General features: G+C 53.9%; 14 protein-coding genes and 3 tRNA genes. 9 read left to right on the top strand and 8 right to left on the bottom strand.

The genetic code is table 11. The features are described from left to right. The first annotated feature begins 3 nt into the window (after positions 1 to 3). The 8 genes from tolB (at position 4) to pnuC (ending at position 5,306) form a co-directional block, all read left to right on the top strand. Complete coding sequence (gene tolB / locus B2Q93_RS11590; RefSeq protein WP_040076519.1) at positions 4 to 1,296, top strand: Tol-Pal system beta propeller repeat protein TolB; 1,293 nt, start codon at positions 4 to 6, stop codon at positions 1,294 to 1,296. Between the two features lie 35 nt (positions 1,297 to 1,331). Continuing rightward, complete coding sequence (gene pal / locus B2Q93_RS11595) at positions 1,332 to 1,853, top strand: peptidoglycan-associated lipoprotein Pal (RefSeq protein ID WP_003858578.1); 522 nt, start codon at positions 1,332 to 1,334, stop codon at positions 1,851 to 1,853. 9 nt (positions 1,854 to 1,862) lie between these two features. After that, positions 1,863 to 2,657, top strand: coding sequence for a cell division protein CpoB (gene cpoB, locus B2Q93_RS11600; protein ID WP_286933094.1), 795 nt, complete (start codon positions 1,863 to 1,865; stop codon positions 2,655 to 2,657). Between the two features lie 161 nt (positions 2,658 to 2,818). After that, positions 2,819 to 2,894, top strand: a tRNA-Lys gene (locus tag B2Q93_RS11605). A 126-nt stretch (positions 2,895 to 3,020) separates the two neighbouring features. After that, positions 3,021 to 3,096, top strand: a tRNA-Val gene (locus B2Q93_RS11610). Positions 3,097 to 3,099: 3 nt separating this feature from the next. Continuing rightward, positions 3,100 to 3,175: transfer RNA gene (locus B2Q93_RS11615), tRNA-Lys, on the top strand. 332 nt (positions 3,176 to 3,507) lie between these two features. Further along, positions 3,508 to 4,551 (top strand): quinolinate synthase NadA, encoded by a 1,044-nt coding sequence (gene nadA / locus B2Q93_RS11620; RefSeq protein WP_286933096.1) that lies wholly within the window; start codon positions 3,508 to 3,510, stop codon positions 4,549 to 4,551. A gap of 35 nt (positions 4,552 to 4,586) precedes the next feature. Then, positions 4,587 to 5,306: a nicotinamide riboside transporter PnuC gene (gene pnuC, locus B2Q93_RS11625; protein WP_046886968.1), complete on the top strand. Its 720-nt coding sequence runs from the start codon at positions 4,587 to 4,589 to the stop codon at positions 5,304 to 5,306. On the opposite strand, the gene zitB is transcribed toward pnuC, so the two are convergent. Together zitB and B2Q93_RS11635 are read right to left on the bottom strand one after the other, a co-directional pair. Continuing rightward, complete coding sequence (gene zitB, locus B2Q93_RS11630; RefSeq protein ID WP_046886967.1) at positions 5,303 to 6,235, bottom strand: CDF family zinc transporter ZitB; 933 nt, start codon at positions 6,233 to 6,235, stop codon at positions 5,303 to 5,305. The genes pnuC and zitB overlap by 4 nt on opposite strands. Positions 6,236 to 6,349: 114 nt before the next feature. Next, on the bottom strand, positions 6,350 to 6,742 hold the full coding sequence (locus tag B2Q93_RS11635) for a YbgS-like family protein (RefSeq protein ID WP_046886966.1): 393 nt from the start codon (positions 6,740 to 6,742) through the stop codon (positions 6,350 to 6,352). 319 nt (positions 6,743 to 7,061) lie between these two features. On the opposite strand from B2Q93_RS11635, the gene aroG reads away from it, so the two are divergent. Then, complete coding sequence (gene aroG / locus B2Q93_RS11640; protein ID WP_286933100.1) at positions 7,062 to 8,114, top strand: 3-deoxy-7-phosphoheptulonate synthase AroG; 1,053 nt, start codon at positions 7,062 to 7,064, stop codon at positions 8,112 to 8,114. Positions 8,115 to 8,174: 60 nt separating this feature from the next. Here the strand turns inward: aroG and gpmA are convergent, their stop codons facing one another. The 6 genes from gpmA to modF all read right to left on the bottom strand — a co-directional run bounded on the left by gpmA (position 8,175) and on the right by modF (position 15,071). Further along, a complete protein-coding gene (gene gpmA, locus B2Q93_RS11645; protein ID WP_040076512.1) occupies positions 8,175 to 8,927 on the bottom strand; it encodes a 2,3-diphosphoglycerate-dependent phosphoglycerate mutase in 753 nt (250 codons plus the stop codon). 207 nt (positions 8,928 to 9,134) lie between these two features. Next, positions 9,135 to 10,175, bottom strand: a complete 1,041-nt coding sequence (gene galM, locus B2Q93_RS11650; RefSeq protein ID WP_286777697.1) for a galactose-1-epimerase — start codon at positions 10,173 to 10,175, stop codon at positions 9,135 to 9,137. Further along, positions 10,169 to 11,317 carry a galactokinase gene (galK, locus tag B2Q93_RS11655; RefSeq protein ID WP_286933103.1) on the bottom strand — a complete coding sequence of 383 codons (1,149 nt, stop codon included), beginning with the start codon at positions 11,315 to 11,317 and terminating at the stop codon, positions 10,169 to 10,171. Before galK ends, galM begins: the two co-directional genes overlap by 7 nt. A 2-nt stretch (positions 11,318 to 11,319) precedes the next feature. Then, positions 11,320 to 12,366, bottom strand: a complete 1,047-nt coding sequence (gene galT / locus B2Q93_RS11660; protein ID WP_046886963.1) for a galactose-1-phosphate uridylyltransferase — start codon at positions 12,364 to 12,366, stop codon at positions 11,320 to 11,322. A gap of 9 nt (positions 12,367 to 12,375) precedes the next feature. Continuing rightward, positions 12,376 to 13,392: a UDP-glucose 4-epimerase GalE gene (gene galE / locus B2Q93_RS11665; protein WP_046886962.1), complete on the bottom strand. Its 1,017-nt coding sequence runs from the start codon at positions 13,390 to 13,392 to the stop codon at positions 12,376 to 12,378. Positions 13,393 to 13,601: 209 nt separating this feature from the next. Further along, positions 13,602 to 15,071 (bottom strand): molybdate ABC transporter ATP-binding protein ModF, encoded by a 1,470-nt coding sequence (gene modF / locus B2Q93_RS11670; RefSeq protein ID WP_286933105.1) that lies wholly within the window; start codon positions 15,069 to 15,071, stop codon positions 13,602 to 13,604. Positions 15,072 to 15,112 lie beyond the last annotated feature (41 nt).

Below are 15,112 nucleotides of genomic sequence, written 5' to 3' on the forward strand. Positions count from 1 at the left end.
ATGATGAAGCAGGCATTACGTGTAGCATTTAGTTTCTTAATGCTGTGGGCAGCCGTGCTGCACGCAGAAGTACGTATCGAGATCACCCAGGGGGTGGACTCGGCACGTCCGATTGGCGTTGTTCCATTCCAGTGGGCTGGCCCTGGAGCCGCGCCTGAGGATATCGGCGGCATTGTTGCGGCTGACCTGCGTAACAGCGGTAAATTCAACCCCCTGGATCGCTCTCGCCTGCCACAGCAGCCGGGTACAGCACAGGAAGTACAGCCTGCTGCCTGGTCTGCGCTGGGTATTGACGCGGTCGTCGTCGGTCAGGTAACGCCTGCGCCGGACGGCGGCTATAACGTCGCTTACCAGCTGGTGGATACCGGTGGTGCCCCAGGTACCGTACTGGCTCAGAACACTTACAAAGTGAACAAGCAGTGGCTGCGTTATGCGGGCCACACCGCAAGTGACGAAGTGTTCGAGAAGCTGACCGGCATCAAGGGTGCCTTCCGCACGCGTATCGCCTATGTCGTACAGACTAACGGCGGCCAGTTCCCGTATGAGCTGCGTGTGTCTGATTACGATGGCTACAACCAGTTCACCGTTCACCGTTCACCACAGCCGCTGATGTCTCCGGCCTGGTCACCGGACGGTTCTAAACTGGCTTACGTAACCTTCGAAAGCGGCCGTTCTGCGCTGGTTATCCAGACGCTGTCTAACGGTGCTGTGCGTCAGGTGGCTTCGTTCCCGCGTCACAACGGTGCTCCAGCCTTCTCGCCGGACGGTTCTAAACTGGCCTTTGCCCTGTCTAAAACAGGCAGCCTGAACCTGTACGTGATGGATATTGGCTCGGGTCAGATCCGCCAGGTGACCGACGGTCGTAGCAACAACACCGAACCAACCTGGTTCCCGGACAGCCAGAATCTGGCCTTTACCTCTGACCAGGCCGGACGTCCGCAGGTTTATAAAGTCAACGTTAACGGCGGTGCGCCGCAGCGTATTACCTGGGAAGGTTCACAGAACCAGGATGCTGACGTCAGCACAGACGGTAAATTTATGGTGATGGTGAGCTCGGCCGGTGGTCAGCAACACATTGCTAAACAGGATCTGGTAACGGGTGGCGTACAAGTTCTGTCGTCAACGTTCCTGGATGAAACGCCAAGTCTGGCACCTAACGGCACTATGGTAATCTACAGCTCTTCTCAGGGGATGGGATCTGTGCTGAATCTGGTTTCTACAGATGGGCGTTTCAAAGCGCGTATTCCGGCAACTGATGGACAGGTAAAATCACCTGCCTGGTCGCCGTATCTGTAAATAATAATTAATTGATTACTAAAGGAATCATAGAAATGCAACTGAACAAAGTGCTGAAGGGGCTGATGATCGCTCTGCCTGTAATGGCAATCGCGGCATGTTCTTCTAACAAGAACGCCAGCAATGACCAGAGCGGCGAAGGCATGATGGGTGCCGGCACCGGTATGGACGCGAACGGCAATGGCAACATGTCTTCTGAAGAGCAAGCGCGTCTTCAGATGCAGCAGCTGCAGCAGAACAACATCGTTTACTTCGATCTGGATAAATACGACATCCGTTCTGACTTCGCTGCGATGCTGGATGCTCACGCTAACTTCCTGCGTAGCAACCCATCTTACAAAGTCACCGTAGAAGGTCACGCGGACGAACGTGGTACCCCGGAGTACAACATCTCTCTGGGCGAGCGTCGTGCTAACGCTGTTAAAATGTATCTGCAGGGTAAAGGCGTTTCTGCTGACCAGATCTCCATCGTTTCTTACGGTAAAGAAAAACCTGCAGTACTGGGCCACGACGAAGCGGCTTACTCCAAAAACCGTCGTGCCGTACTGGTTTACTAAGAGAATTGCATGAGCAGTAACTTCAGACATCATTTGATGAGTCTGTCGTTACTGGTTGGAATAGCGGCCCCCTGGGCCGCTTTTGCTCAGGCACCAATCAGTAGTGTCGGCTCAGGCTCGGTAGAAGACCGGGTCACTCAACTCGAGCGTATCTCTAATGCTCACAGCCAGCTTTTAACGCAACTCCAGCAGCAACTTTCTGACAACCAAAACGATATTGATTCTCTCCGTGGTCAGATCCAGGAAAGTCAGTATCAGCTAAACCAGGTTGTGGAACGTCAGAAGCAGATTTTGCTGCAGATGGATAGCCTGAATAACGGCGGTGCGGCAGCACAGCCAGCAGCAGGCGAACAGAGTAGCGCGACGCCGGCAGCACCAGCCCCTTCCGCAGATGCGTCCACCTCGGGTGGCGCGCCTGTACAGAGCGGTGATGCCAATACAGACTACAATGCGGCAATTGCCCTGGTGCATGACAATGCGCGTCAGGACGATGCCATTGCGGCTTTTCAGAACTTCGTGAAGAAGTACCCTGATTCAACCTATCAGCCTAATGCTAACTACTGGCTGGGACAGTTGAATTATAACAAGGGGAAAAAAGACGATGCGGCGTTCTATTTTGCCTCCGTGGTGAAGAATTACCCGAAATCACCAAAAGCGCCGGATGCTATGTTTAAGGTCGGCGTGATCATGCAGGACAAAGGCGACACCGCGAAAGCGAAGGCCGTCTACCAGCAGGTAGTTGCGAAGTACCCCGGTACCGATGGTGCCAAACAAGCGCAAAAACGTCTTGGGTCGATGGGATGATTACCGCATGACCAGAAAACGCGTTATTTCTGGTCGTGCAGCATGAATCGTAAGCAGTTAAGTGATCTCTATCGAAATTTTTGTTGCGCAGAATTCTTAAATCAGTAATATATGCCGCCGTTGCCACGGGATATCACACTCCGTGAAAACAGCGTGAAAGTGGGTCGTTAGCTCAGTTGGTAGAGCAGTTGACTTTTAATCAATTGGTCGCAGGTTCGAATCCTGCACGACCCACCAATAATTAGGTGGACGCAGTAGTAAAGCGTGAAGGATAGCGTTGCTTTAGCAACGACCCGTAGGGCGAGGCAAAGCCGAGTCATCCTGCACGACACACCACTTAAAGCAGTTCCGGCAGTACAGAGTGGGTGATTAGCTCAGTTGGTAGAGCATCTCCTTTACACGGAGGGGGTCGGCGGTTCGAGCCCGTCATCACCCACCACTCGGGTCGTTAGCTCAGTTGGTAGAGCAGTTGACTTTTAATCAATTGGTCGCAGGTTCGAATCCTGCACGACCCACCAATTTTAATGTCTTACTCAGATGTTAAACGTGAAGGATAACGTTGCGTGAGCAACGGCCCGAAGGGCGAGGCGAAGCCGAGTCATCCTGCACGACCCACCCATGTAAAAAGGCGCCCTAAAGGCGCCTTTTTGCTATCTGCTATTCCATAACGCCTTCTTCTTTAAAATGCGCCTGGCAGGATTTCCCATTTATCAATAACGCGCACCGTTGACGGTGACTTTTATTCTCAATTTCGCTATCTTGTTTAGTATACAAAACGCAATTGCCTCTCCTTCGCTTTCACACGCATATCAGAGGCAAAATTGTTAAGCTAGTAAAACGAGAAGCCATAATGAGCGTGATGTTTGATCCAGAAGCCGCAATCTATCCTTTTCCGCCTAAGCCTGCCCCGCTGACGCTGGACGAAAATCAGTTTTACCGTGAGAAAATCAAGCGTCTGCTGAAAGAGCGTGATGCGGTGATGGTCGCACACTATTATACCGACCCTGAAATCCAGCAACTGGCGGAAGAGACCGGCGGCTGTATTTCAGACTCACTTGAGATGGCGCGTTTTGGAGCCAAACATTCCGCATCCACGCTACTGGTAGCGGGCGTGCGCTTTATGGGTGAAACTGCAAAAATATTAAGCCCCGAAAAAACCATTCTCATGCCGACCCTACAGGCGGAATGTTCGCTCGATTTAGGCTGCCCAATCGATGAATTTACGGCCTTTTGCGATGCCCATCCGGACAGGACAGTGGTGGTCTATGCCAATACCTCTGCTGCGGTTAAGGCGCGAGCTGACTGGGTCGTCACCTCAAGCATTGCCGTTGAACTGATTGAACACCTCGACAGCCTGGGCGAGAAAATCATCTGGGCACCGGACCGGCATCTGGGCAATTATGTACAGAAACGGACCGGGGCCGATGTGCTCTGCTGGCAGGGGGCCTGCATTGTGCATGACGAGTTCAAAACGCAGGCTCTGGGACGTATGAAGGCCCTCTATCCCCAGGCGGCTATTCTGGTACACCCGGAATCACCCCAGGCCATCGTAGATATGGCTGATGCGGTAGGCTCTACCAGCCAGTTGATTGCTGCAGCAAAAACATTGCCACAGCAACAACTTATTGTGGCAACCGATCGTGGGATCTTTTATAAGATGCAGCAGGCGGTACCGGAAAAAGTGCTGTTCGAAGCGCCTACCGCCGGAGAAGGGGCGACGTGTCGCAGTTGCGCTCACTGTCCATGGATGGCCATGAACGGGCTGAAAGCCATTGCAGAGGGGCTGGAATCAGGTGGCGCGGCACATGAGATTCATGTTGATGCTGCGCTGCGTGAAGGCGCGCTGAAGCCGCTTAACCGCATGCTGGATTTTGCGGCTACACTTCGTCCTTAAGCATTAAATTCATAACGATACGCTCAGGGGAAAAGATGGACTTTTTTAGCACGCAAAACATTCTGGTACATATACCGATTGGGGCTGGCGGCTACGATTTGTCATGGATTGAGGCGGTAGGCACCATTGCTGGTCTGCTTTGCATCTGGCTGGCCAGTCTGGAGAAGATTGTTAACTACGCGTTTGGGCTGGTTAACGTCACACTCTTTGCCATCATCTTCTTTCAAATTCAGCTCTATGCCAGCCTGCTACTGCAGCTCTTTTTCTTTGCTGCCAATATCTATGGCTGGTATGCCTGGTCCCGACAAAACAGCCAGCAGCAGGCGGAACTGCAGATCCGCTGGTTGCCCTTGCCAAAAGCCCTTGCCTGGCTTGCGGCCTGCGTGGTGGCGATTGGTCTGATGACGGTCTGGATCGATCCGGTGTTTGGTTTCCTCACCCGTGTAGCCGTATCGGTAATGAGCAGTATCGGCCTGAATGTCTCTATGCCTGAGCTTCAGCCGGATGCTTTCCCGTTCTGGGACTCCTGCATGATGGTGTTGTCGATCGTGGCCATGATCCTGATGACCCGCAAATATGTCGAAAACTGGCTCTTGTGGGTCATCATTAACATTATCAGCGTAGTGATTTTCGCCCTGCAGGGGGTCTACGCCATGTCGCTGGAGTACCTGATCCTCACCTTCATTGCCCTGAATGGCAGCCGTATGTGGATGAACAGCGCACGTAAACGGGGTTCTCGCGCGCTTTCTCATTAATGGTGGTGATGATGCTCATGACCGGTCTGCGCCTCATTGAGGCGGCATTCCGGTCCGCTACAGGGGCGGTACTCCATCTGGATGGTGGCGTGTGATATCTGGTAATGCTCTTCAAGGAAGTGCTGAATGCGTTCCAGCAACGCATCATGATCGTGCGGGGGAATAACTTGCACGTGCAGGGTCATAATCGGTTTCTCACCCACCATCCACACATGCACATGGTGCACATTTCTCACCTCCGGGATGGAGCGGCACAGGTTGCGCTTCAGTGCAGCGATATCCAGCGAGGCTGGCGCGCCTTCCAGCAGTTCATTCACGCTCTCTTTTAATAGTTGCCAGGCGCTACGCAACACCAGGCACGAGACCAGCACTGAGAGGATAGGGTCTATCGGCGTCCAGCCCGTCCACAGAATTACCAACGCTGCCAGAATCGCCCCAACCGAACCCAGCAGATCGCCCAGTACGTGCAACGCCGCCGCGCGAACGTTAAGATTTTTTTCCGCACTACCGCGATGCAGGATCCAGAACGCCAGAATATTGGCCACCAAACCGGCCACAGCCACCCCCATCATCGTCGCGCCGGCGACCGGTTGCGGGTGATAAAAGCGCTGGATTGCCTCCCAGACGATAAGTGCGGTAATGCCCACCAGCGCCAGCGCATTGACGAACGCAGCGAGCGTCGTCAGGCGCAACCAGCCGAAAGTCCTTCCTTTGCCAGCAGGCTTATGGGAAAACTGGACTGCCAGCAGTGCAAACAGCAACGCGGCGGCATCGGTGAGCATATGGCCTGCATCCGCCAGCAGCGCCAGCGAGCCAGAAACCAACCCGCCAATCACCTCAATAACCATAAAGGTGGCAGTGACTCCGAACGCTAGCATGAGTCGTTTAGCGTTATCGTCCTTTGGAGCGTGAGAGTGGGCGTGCGCCATGAAATATGTCCTGTTACTTTAATCCGGGAAGTGTAATGTTTTTAACATGATGCCCAAAAAAGTGGCACAAAAAAGGAGAGCTTTCGCTCTCCTTTTTTAGCCGCCGGCTATCTATTACTGCGAAGTACCGTCGGTTTTACGTTCCTCAGTACTCATGTTCGGTTCAACTTTCGTGTTGGTGTCCGGACATTTGCCATCTTTACACATTGAGTTTTTGTGCACTTCATCTTTACTCATATGCTCGCCAGTCGCGGAAGTACTATTGCTGTTGGAGTGAGACATAGTGCCGCTAGCGCCGGTGTTAGTATTGCCCGTATTAATGTTGCTGTTATCAACATTATTTGGCGCAATATTCTGATGAGCATCAGGGGCAACCTGGCCTGCTTCAGCGGCGGCGTTTGCCTGGCCATTACCGCCATCGGAAGCGCTATCCGCTGCAAGCGCTGCACCGCTTGCCATTGTCAGGGTTGCTGTCAGGAATAAGGTTGCCAGTTTAGTCATTTTCATAGTGCTGCTCCTGTTCTGGTCGTTATTTGCTGGATAACTTCTTCCAACAGTGCATTCGCGAAATAAAGATTCGAATTAATGGTGAAAGATTCCAACATCACTATTTAGGTCAGTATGGAATTTTGCAAAATCTCTTCAAGAGAGTGTTTACAATTAAAAAGTCTAGGGCAGATCTCATTTTTCGCTAGATTGTGGCGTTTTTTTAGTAAATTCCAGGATTTATCTGTGCGTAGTGTAAAAGCGTGTTTACACTTCTTCACAGCCGGGATAGATTGAAGGGATTGCATTCAATACCAAAAATATGTCTAGCGGAAAGAAAATGAATTATCAGAATGACGATTTACGTATTAAAGAGATCAATGAGTTACTGCCCCCTGTAGCGCTTCTGGAGAAGTTTCCCGCCACTGAAAATGCTGCCAATACCGTTTCGCACGCGCGTAAAGCGATCCATAAAATCCTGAAAGGTAACGACGATCGCCTGCTAGTGGTTATCGGACCCTGTTCCATTCACGATCCGGTGGCAGCGAAAGAGTATGCAACTCGCCTGCTGACGCTGCGGGAGGAGTTAAAGGATGAACTGGAAATCGTCATGCGCGTCTACTTCGAAAAACCGCGTACCACCGTGGGCTGGAAGGGGCTGATTAACGATCCGCATATGGATAACAGTTTCCAGATTAACGACGGCCTGCGTATAGCCCGTAAGTTATTGCTGGATATCAATGACAGCGGATTGCCTGCGGCGGGTGAGTTCCTGGACATGATCACCCCTCAGTACATGGCCGATCTTATGAGCTGGGGTGCCATTGGCGCCCGCACCACCGAGTCTCAGGTGCACCGTGAATTGGCCTCCGGTCTCTCTTGCCCGGTTGGCTTCAAAAACGGTACCGACGGCACCATTAAAGTGGCGATCGACGCCATCAACGCCGCCGGGGCACCGCACTGTTTCCTGTCTGTGACCAAATGGGGCCACTCGGCCATCGTCAACACCAGCGGTAATGGCGATTGCCATATCATTCTGCGTGGCGGTAAAGAGCCGAACTACAGTGCCAAACACGTGGCGGAGGTGAAAGCCGGTCTGGAAAAAGCAGGACTGCCTGCACAGGTAATGATTGATTTCAGCCATGCCAACTCCAGCAAGCAGTTTAAGAAGCAGATGGAAGTGGGGGCAGATGTGTGCCAGCAGATCGCCGGCGGCGAAAACGCGGTCATTGGCGTGATGATTGAAAGCCACCTGGTGGAGGGGAATCAGAACCTCGAAAGCAACGAACCGCTGGTCTACGGTAAAAGCGTTACCGACGCCTGCATCGGCTGGGAAGACACCGATACCATCCTGCGTCATCTGGCGAATGCAGTGAAAGCGCGCCGCGGTTAAGCCGTCAGCGCCAATAAAAAAGCGCGGAATGCTCCGCGCTTTTTTTATGTCTGGCGAAAATTATTTCGCTTTACCCTGGTTCGCCACTGCCGCTGCTTTTGCCGCGATTTCGTCAGCGTTGCCCAGATAGTAATGTTTGATAGGCTTGAAGTTTTCGTCGAACTCATACACCAGCGGTACGCCCGTTGGGATGTTCAGTTCGAGGATCTCATCTTCGCCCATGTTATCCAGATATTTCACCAGCGCACGTAGAGAGTTACCGTGAGCGGCGATAATGACGCGCTCACCGCTCTTCAGGCGTGGCAGAATGGTTTCGTTCCAGTAAGGCACGACACGATCGATGGTCAGCGCCAGACTTTCGGTGGTTGGCAGCTCTGCATCAGTCAGTTTCGCATAGCGCGGGTCATGGCCTGGGAAACGCTCATCGTCTTTGGTCAGCTCTGGCGGGGTCACAGCAAAGCCGCGGCGCCACTGTTTAACCTGCTCGTCACCGTATTTCTCAGCGGTTTCTGCTTTGTTCAGACCCTGCAGCGCACCGTAGTGACGCTCGTTCAGCTTCCAGGATTTCTCAACCGGCAGCCATGCCTGGTCCAGTTCATCCAGAACGTTCCACAGGGTATGGATGGCACGTTTCAGCACAGAGGTATAAGCAAAATCGAAGCTAAAGCCTTCGTCTTTCAGCAGTTTACCGGCCGCTTTTGCTTCGCCAACGCCTTTCTCAGACAGGTCCACATCATACCAACCGGTGAAGCGGTTTTCGTTGTTCCACTGGCTTTCGCCGTGACGCACCAGAACCAGCTTAGTTACAGCCATATTTTACTCCTCACGAGCATTAATTGAATGATAACAATTCTCATTATATTGCCGTGTTCATGTCAGCGGCAATCCTTAACCCTAACCATAGCGAAAATAGTCTCTCAGTGTAAGCTGCTTGTGAATTGAGGGTTATGATTTTGTCGGTAAGTGGCGCTATTTTCAGCAAAATGGGCAAAAAAAAGCCCTCCGTCAGGAGGGCCAGAATCAGTGGGCGATAAACTGATATTCCGTCAGGCTACGCCAGGTTTCGCCAGGGCGTAATACGCAGTCTGGCTGCGGCCATTCGGGGTGGTTCGGACTGTCGGGTAACAGTTCGCTCTCCAGCGCCAGGCCCTGCCAGTCGCTGTATTCGCCGTGTTCACGCGCCGGCGTACCCGCCAGGTAATTACCGGAGTAGAACTGCAGGGCAGGGGCAGTGGTGTAAACCGTCATCTGCAGCTTTTTATCTTGCGACCAGAGGTGAGCGGCAGGTTGCGTGACGTCGCCCTGCGCCTGCAACAGGAAAGCGTGATCGTAGCCTTTAACCTTACGCTGATGGTCGTCGCTGAGGAAATCCTGAGCGATAACCTTTGCATCACGGAAATCGAAGCTGGTGCCCGCGACGGATTTTAATCCTTCTTGCGGAATGCCCATCTCATCCACCGGCAGATAGGTATCAGCCAGCAGCTGGAGCGTGTGATGACGCACATCGCTCTGATCGCCATCGAGGTTGAAGTAAGCGTGGTTAGTCAGATTCACCGGGCAGGGTTTATCGACCGAGGCGCTGTATTCAATGGCAATGCGGTTATCTTCTGTCAGGCGGAAATGGGCGCTGGCAGAGAGATTTCCTGGGAAGCCCTGATCGCCGTCGATGGAATCCAGGGCAAAGATGGCTTCCGCGTCGTTTTGCTGCACAATGCGCCAGCGTCGTTTGTCGAAGCCCTCCGGGCCGCCATGGAGTTGATTCTCTCCCTGGCTTGGGAGCAACGCATAGCGCACGCCGTCCAGCTCGAAGCTGCTTTTAGCAATACGGTTCGCGTAACGACCTACCGAGGCGCCAAGATAGGCGTTCTGGGTAATATATTGCTCTGGTGACGCGCATCCCAGCAGGGTTTCACGTACGCAGCCGTCAGACATGCGAACGCGCGCTGACAGTAATGTGGCGCCCCAGTCCATCAACGTTACCACCATACCCGCATTGTTACGCAGGGTGATCAGGCGGTACGGCAGTCCATCCGGGGCGAGGGTGGGGGTTTCATTTAGCACTGGCCCGCTCCTTGTGAGGCATTACAGACATAAAAGGTCTCTTTGATACCGGTTTTGGCTTCGTACTGCTCTTCAACCGCTTTTTGCACCGCAGGCACTAAGGCTTCAGGTACCAGCGCTACGATACAGCCGCCGAAGCCGCCGCCGGTCATACGTACACCGCCCTGTTCGCCGATAGCAGATTTAACAATCTCCACCAGGGTGTCAATTTGTGAAACAGTGATCTCAAAGTCGTCACGCATTGAGGCATGCGATTCCGCCATTAGCTCACCCATACGTTTCAGGTCACCCTCGGCCAATGCGGAGGCCGCTTCAACGGTGCGGGCGTTCTCGGTAAGCACGTGACGTACACGTTTCGCGACCACCGGATCCAGTTCGTGCGCCACTTTGTTGAACTCTTCCAGGGAGACATCACGCAGCGCGGACTGCTGGAAGAAGCGAGCGCCGGTTTCACACTGCTCGCGTCGGGTGTTGTATTCGCTGCCCACCAGAGTGCGTTTGAAATTACTGTTGATAATCACCACCGCCGCGCCTTTTGGCAGAGGAACGGCTTTGGTTCCCAGCGAGCGGCAATCAATCAGCAGGGCATGATCCTTTTTACCTAGCGCAGAGATCAATTGATCCATAATGCCGCAGTTGCAGCCTACGAACTGGTTCTCTGCTTCCTGGCCGTTCAGGGCAATTTGCGCCCCGTCCAGCGGCAGATGGTAAAGCTGCTGGAAAACAGTACCTACTGCGACCTCCAGAGAGGCCGAGGAGCTAAGACCGGCACCCTGAGGCACATTACCGCTGATCACCAGGTCGGCACCGGCGAAGTCCTTGTTACGTTTTTGCAGGTGTTTCACTACGCCACGAACATAGTTAGACCACTGCTGGTCCGGATGCGCCACAATCGGCGCATCGAGGGAAAATTCATCGCTCTGATTATCGTAATCGGCCGCAATAACACGCACTTTCTGGTCATCACGTTTTGCACAGCTGATTACCGTCTGGTAATCGATGGCGCAGGGCAAGACAAAACCGTCGTTGTAGTCGGTATGCTCACCGATCAGGTTTACGCGGCCCGGAGCCTGGATGACGTGAGTGGCCGGATAGCCAAATTTTTCAGCAAACAGGGCTTGGGTGTTCTCTTTCAGACTCATTGTTATTCTCCAGATTCGCGAAAATGGACATCACTCACTGCACGCAGGCGTTCTGCGGCCTGTTCTGCTGTCAGGTCACGCTGGGTTTCCGCCAGCATCTCATAACCCACCATAAATTTGCGCACGGTTGCCGAGCGCAGCAGTGGCGGATAGAAATGGGCGTGCAGTTGCCAGTGCGCGTTCTCTTCGCCGTTGAAAGGTGCGCCGTGCCAGCCCATGGAGTACGGGAAAGAGCACTGGAACAGGTTATCGTAACGGCTGGTCAGTTTTTTCAGCGCCAGCGCTAAATCGCTGCGTTGTTCCTCACTGAGTTCGGTAATGCGCAGGACGTGCGTCTTAGGCAGCAGCAGGGTTTCGAATGGCCATGCTGCCCAGTAAGGCACCACTGCCAGCCAGTGTTCGGTTTCCACAACGGTACGGCTGCCGTCGGCCAGTTCGCGCTGAACATAGTCCAGCAGCATTGGGCTGTTCTGCTCTGAATAATAGGTTTTCTGCAGGCGATCTTCGCGTTCAACCTCGTTAGGCAGGAAGCTATTCGCCCACACCTGACCGTGCGGATGGGGATTGGAGCAACCCATCGCCGCACCTTTATTTTCAAAGACCTGTACCCAGGGATACGTCTGACCCAGCTCGGCGGTCTGCGCCTGCCAGGTTTTGACCACCTCAGACAGGGCCTCTACGCTGAGTTCGGGCAGCGTTTTGCTGTGATCGGGGGAAAAACAGATCACCCGGCTGGTACCGCGTGCACTTTCACAGCGCAGCAGCGGGTCGTCACTCTGCGGCGCGTCAGGGGTATCGGTCATCAGGGCGGCAAAGTCGTTCGTGAAAACGTAAGTGCCGGTGTAATCGGGGTTTTTATCACCCGTCACGCGAGTATTGCCCGGACACAAGAAACAGTCCGGGTCGTGCTGTGGCAGCGTCTGTTTGGCAGGGGTTTCTTGCGCCCCCTGCCAGGGACGCTTGGCGCGATGCGGGGAAACCAGAATCCATTGCCCGGTTAACGGGTTATAGCGACGATGCGGATGATCGACGGGATTAAATTGGGTCATGACAGATCCTTAGTCTGGATACCCCTGGGGGTGGCGAGACTGCCAGCGCCAGGTATCCTGTGCCATTTCATCAAGCGTGCGAGAAACACGCCAGTTAAGCTCTTTATCTGCTTTGGTCGCGTCTGCCCAGTAGGCTGGCAGGTCGCCTTCGCGCCGCGGGGCGAAGTGGTAGTTCACCGGTTTGCCGCAGGCATTGCTGAAGGCATTAACCACGTCCAGCACGCTGCTGCCCACACCCGCACCGAGGTTGTAGATATGTACGCCCGGTTTTCCGGCAAGCTGCTGCATGGCAGCGACGTGGCCATCGGCCAGATCCATGACGTGGATGTAATCACGCACGCCGGTTCCGTCCGGGGTAGGGTAGTCATTACCAAACACCGCCAGCGAATCGCGACGACCTACGGCAACCTGCGCGATATACGGCATCAGGTTATTTGGAATACCCTGCGGATCTTCACCCATATCTCCAGACGGATGGGCGCCGACCGGGTTGAAATAGCGCAATAGGGCGATACTCCACTCCGGCTGTGCTTTCTGCAGGTCAGTGAGGATCTGCTCCACCATCAGCTTGCTTTTGCCATACGGGCTTTGCGGTGTACCCGTAGGGAAGCTTTCAACGTAAGGAATTTTTGGCTGGTCGCCGTAAACGGTAGCAGAGGAGCTAAAGATAAAGTTCTTCACGCCGGCAGCGCGCATGGCTGAAACCAGGCGCAGAGTGCCGTTGACGTTGTTATCGTAATACTCCAGCGGCTTTGACACGGATTCACCCACCGCTTTCAGGCCGGCAAAATGGATCACCGTATCGATGGCGTGATCGTGAAGAATTTCGGTCATCAGCGCTTCGTTGCGGATATCACCTTCCACGAAGGAGGGCTGTTTGCCACCCAGACGCTCAATCACGGGCAGCACGCTGCGCTTACTGTTGCACAGATTATCGAGGATGATGACATCGTGGCCGTTTTGCAGCAGTTGCACACAGGTATGACTTCCTATGTAACCGCTACCACCTGTTACCAGAACTCGCATATATCGCTCCATTAGGCTTATGGTATGTAATAAACATAGCATAACAGAGACGCAAAAAGTGTGACATGGGATAAAATAGTGGAATCGTTTACACTGCTGCGTTTTCACCGTTCTGCTGTCGTTCAGACGATTGTAAATCAATAAGATAGGTTTGTATTGATGCAGGTTATCTGAAAAAGCAGGGGGCAGTGCCCCCCTGGAAGAGGGGGTCAGACCGGACCAATGGCGTAGCGATAGCTCTCGCCATCCGGCACAAACTCCAGCCGGTGAGTAATACAGGAGGGTGCATCTTCCGCATGATGAGAAACAAACAGCAACTGCGTTTCCCCTTCGCTGATAAGGATATCGACAAAGCGGCGAATTAACTGGCGGTTCAGCGGATCCAGCCCCTGTAAGGGTTCATCCAGAATCAGCAAGGTAGGGTGTTTAACCAGCGCGCGGACAATCAACGCCAGCCGCTGCTGCCCCCAGGAGAGGCTGCTGAACGGGGCATCCGCCACCCGGTTATCCATACCAAGAATATCGAGCCATGACTGTGCCAGCTTGTGCTGCCTGTCAGATACCGCCTGATAAATGCCAATGGAGTCAAAATAACCCGACAGAATCACGTTGCGCACCGTGGTGCTGACGCGGTAATCCAGATGCAGGCTGCTGCTGACATAGCCGATATGCTTTTTGATATCCCAGATGGTCTCACCGCTACCGCGGCGGCGGCCAAACAGGGTGAGATCGTTGCTGTAGCCCTGCGGATGATCGCCGGTAATCAGGCTGAGCAGGGTTGATTTACCGGCACCGTTTGGCCCGGTTATCTGCCAGTGTTCACCGGGGTTTACCGTCCAGCTGAGGTCGTTGAGGATAGGGCGGTCGTTATAAGAGACGACGCCGTGATTGAGCACAATGCGTGGTCGATCGTGCGCCAGCTCCTGGCGGGCTGCAGGGGCGTCCGGTTCGGGCAGTGTCAGATTGTTCAGATTCTCACTGTGTGCCAGCTGGGCAATCAGGGCCTGTTGCAGGAGCTCGGCTTTCGCGCCGACGTCGGTCAGGGTGCAATCGGCCAGCACGCCCGCAAATTGCACAAAGGCCGGGATTTCATCAAAGCGATTGAGCACCAGCACGATGGTGTACCCCTGCTGATTCAGCGAGGCCAGCAGAAGGGCAAGCTGTTCGCGTGATTTCACGTCCAGGCCGTCAAAGGGTTCATCCAGAATCAACAGTTCCGGCTCGGCCATCAGGGCCTGACAGAGAAGGGTCTTGCGGGTTTCGCCCGTGGAGAGGTATTTGAAGCGGCGTTCCAGAAGCGCCGTTATCCCAAATTGCTCGGCCAGCAGGCGGCAGCGCGCCTCGTCTTTAACCTCATCCTGAATAATCTCGGCAGTGGTGCGGCCGGTATCCTCTTCGCCAGGGCTGAGGAGATCGGTATTGTTACGCTGCCACTCGTCACTGACCAGCTTTTGCAACTGTTCGAAGGAGAGACGTGTCAGACGGGTAAAGGTAGAACGTCTCTCGCCTTGCAGCTGCGTCAGCTCGCCTGCCAGCGCGCGTGCCAGAGCAGATTTACCGCTGCCGTTACTGCCAACAAAAGCCCAGCTTTCGCCAGCGTTGAGCGTGAAATCGGCAAGAGTAAGTTTACGTCTATCGCTAAGACGAAACGTGCCTTGCGAAATTTGCAATGATGACATGATGTATCCCGTTTTGTGCAGCAATTACCCTCAGGGATACT

The sequence above is a fragment of the Leclercia sp. UBA5958 genome (assembly GCF_002430365.1).
GTDB classification, from domain to species: domain Bacteria; phylum Pseudomonadota; class Gammaproteobacteria; order Enterobacterales; family Enterobacteriaceae; genus Enterobacter; species Enterobacter pneumoniae.

What these genes read in the sequence shown, in the direction of transcription:
- pnuC (WP_046886968.1), top strand. Translation starts at nt 4,587, where the DNA reads ATGGACTTTTTTAGCACGCAAAACATTCTGGTACATATACCGATTGGG.
- galK (WP_286933103.1), bottom strand. Translation starts at nt 11,317, where the DNA reads ATGAGTCTGAAAGAGAACACCCAAGCCCTGTTTGCTGAAAAATTTGGC.
- B2Q93_RS11635 (WP_046886966.1), bottom strand. Translation starts at nt 6,742, where the DNA reads ATGAAAATGACTAAACTGGCAACCTTATTCCTGACAGCAACCCTGACA.
- pal (WP_003858578.1), top strand. Translation starts at nt 1,332, where the DNA reads ATGCAACTGAACAAAGTGCTGAAGGGGCTGATGATCGCTCTGCCTGTA.
- nadA (WP_286933096.1), top strand. Translation starts at nt 3,508, where the DNA reads ATGAGCGTGATGTTTGATCCAGAAGCCGCAATCTATCCTTTTCCGCCT.
- zitB (WP_046886967.1), bottom strand. Translation starts at nt 6,235, where the DNA reads ATGGCGCACGCCCACTCTCACGCTCCAAAGGACGATAACGCTAAACGA.
- modF (WP_286933105.1), bottom strand. Translation starts at nt 15,071, where the DNA reads ATGTCATCATTGCAAATTTCGCAAGGCACGTTTCGTCTTAGCGATAGA.
- galT (WP_046886963.1), bottom strand. Translation starts at nt 12,366, where the DNA reads ATGACCCAATTTAATCCCGTCGATCATCCGCATCGTCGCTATAACCCG.
- gpmA (WP_040076512.1), bottom strand. Translation starts at nt 8,927, where the DNA reads ATGGCTGTAACTAAGCTGGTTCTGGTGCGTCACGGCGAAAGCCAGTGG.
- tolB (WP_040076519.1), top strand. Translation starts at nt 4, where the DNA reads ATGAAGCAGGCATTACGTGTAGCATTTAGTTTCTTAATGCTGTGGGCA.
- cpoB (WP_286933094.1), top strand. Translation starts at nt 1,863, where the DNA reads ATGAGCAGTAACTTCAGACATCATTTGATGAGTCTGTCGTTACTGGTT.
- galE (WP_046886962.1), bottom strand. Translation starts at nt 13,392, where the DNA reads ATGCGAGTTCTGGTAACAGGTGGTAGCGGTTACATAGGAAGTCATACC.
- aroG (WP_286933100.1), top strand. Translation starts at nt 7,062, where the DNA reads ATGAATTATCAGAATGACGATTTACGTATTAAAGAGATCAATGAGTTA.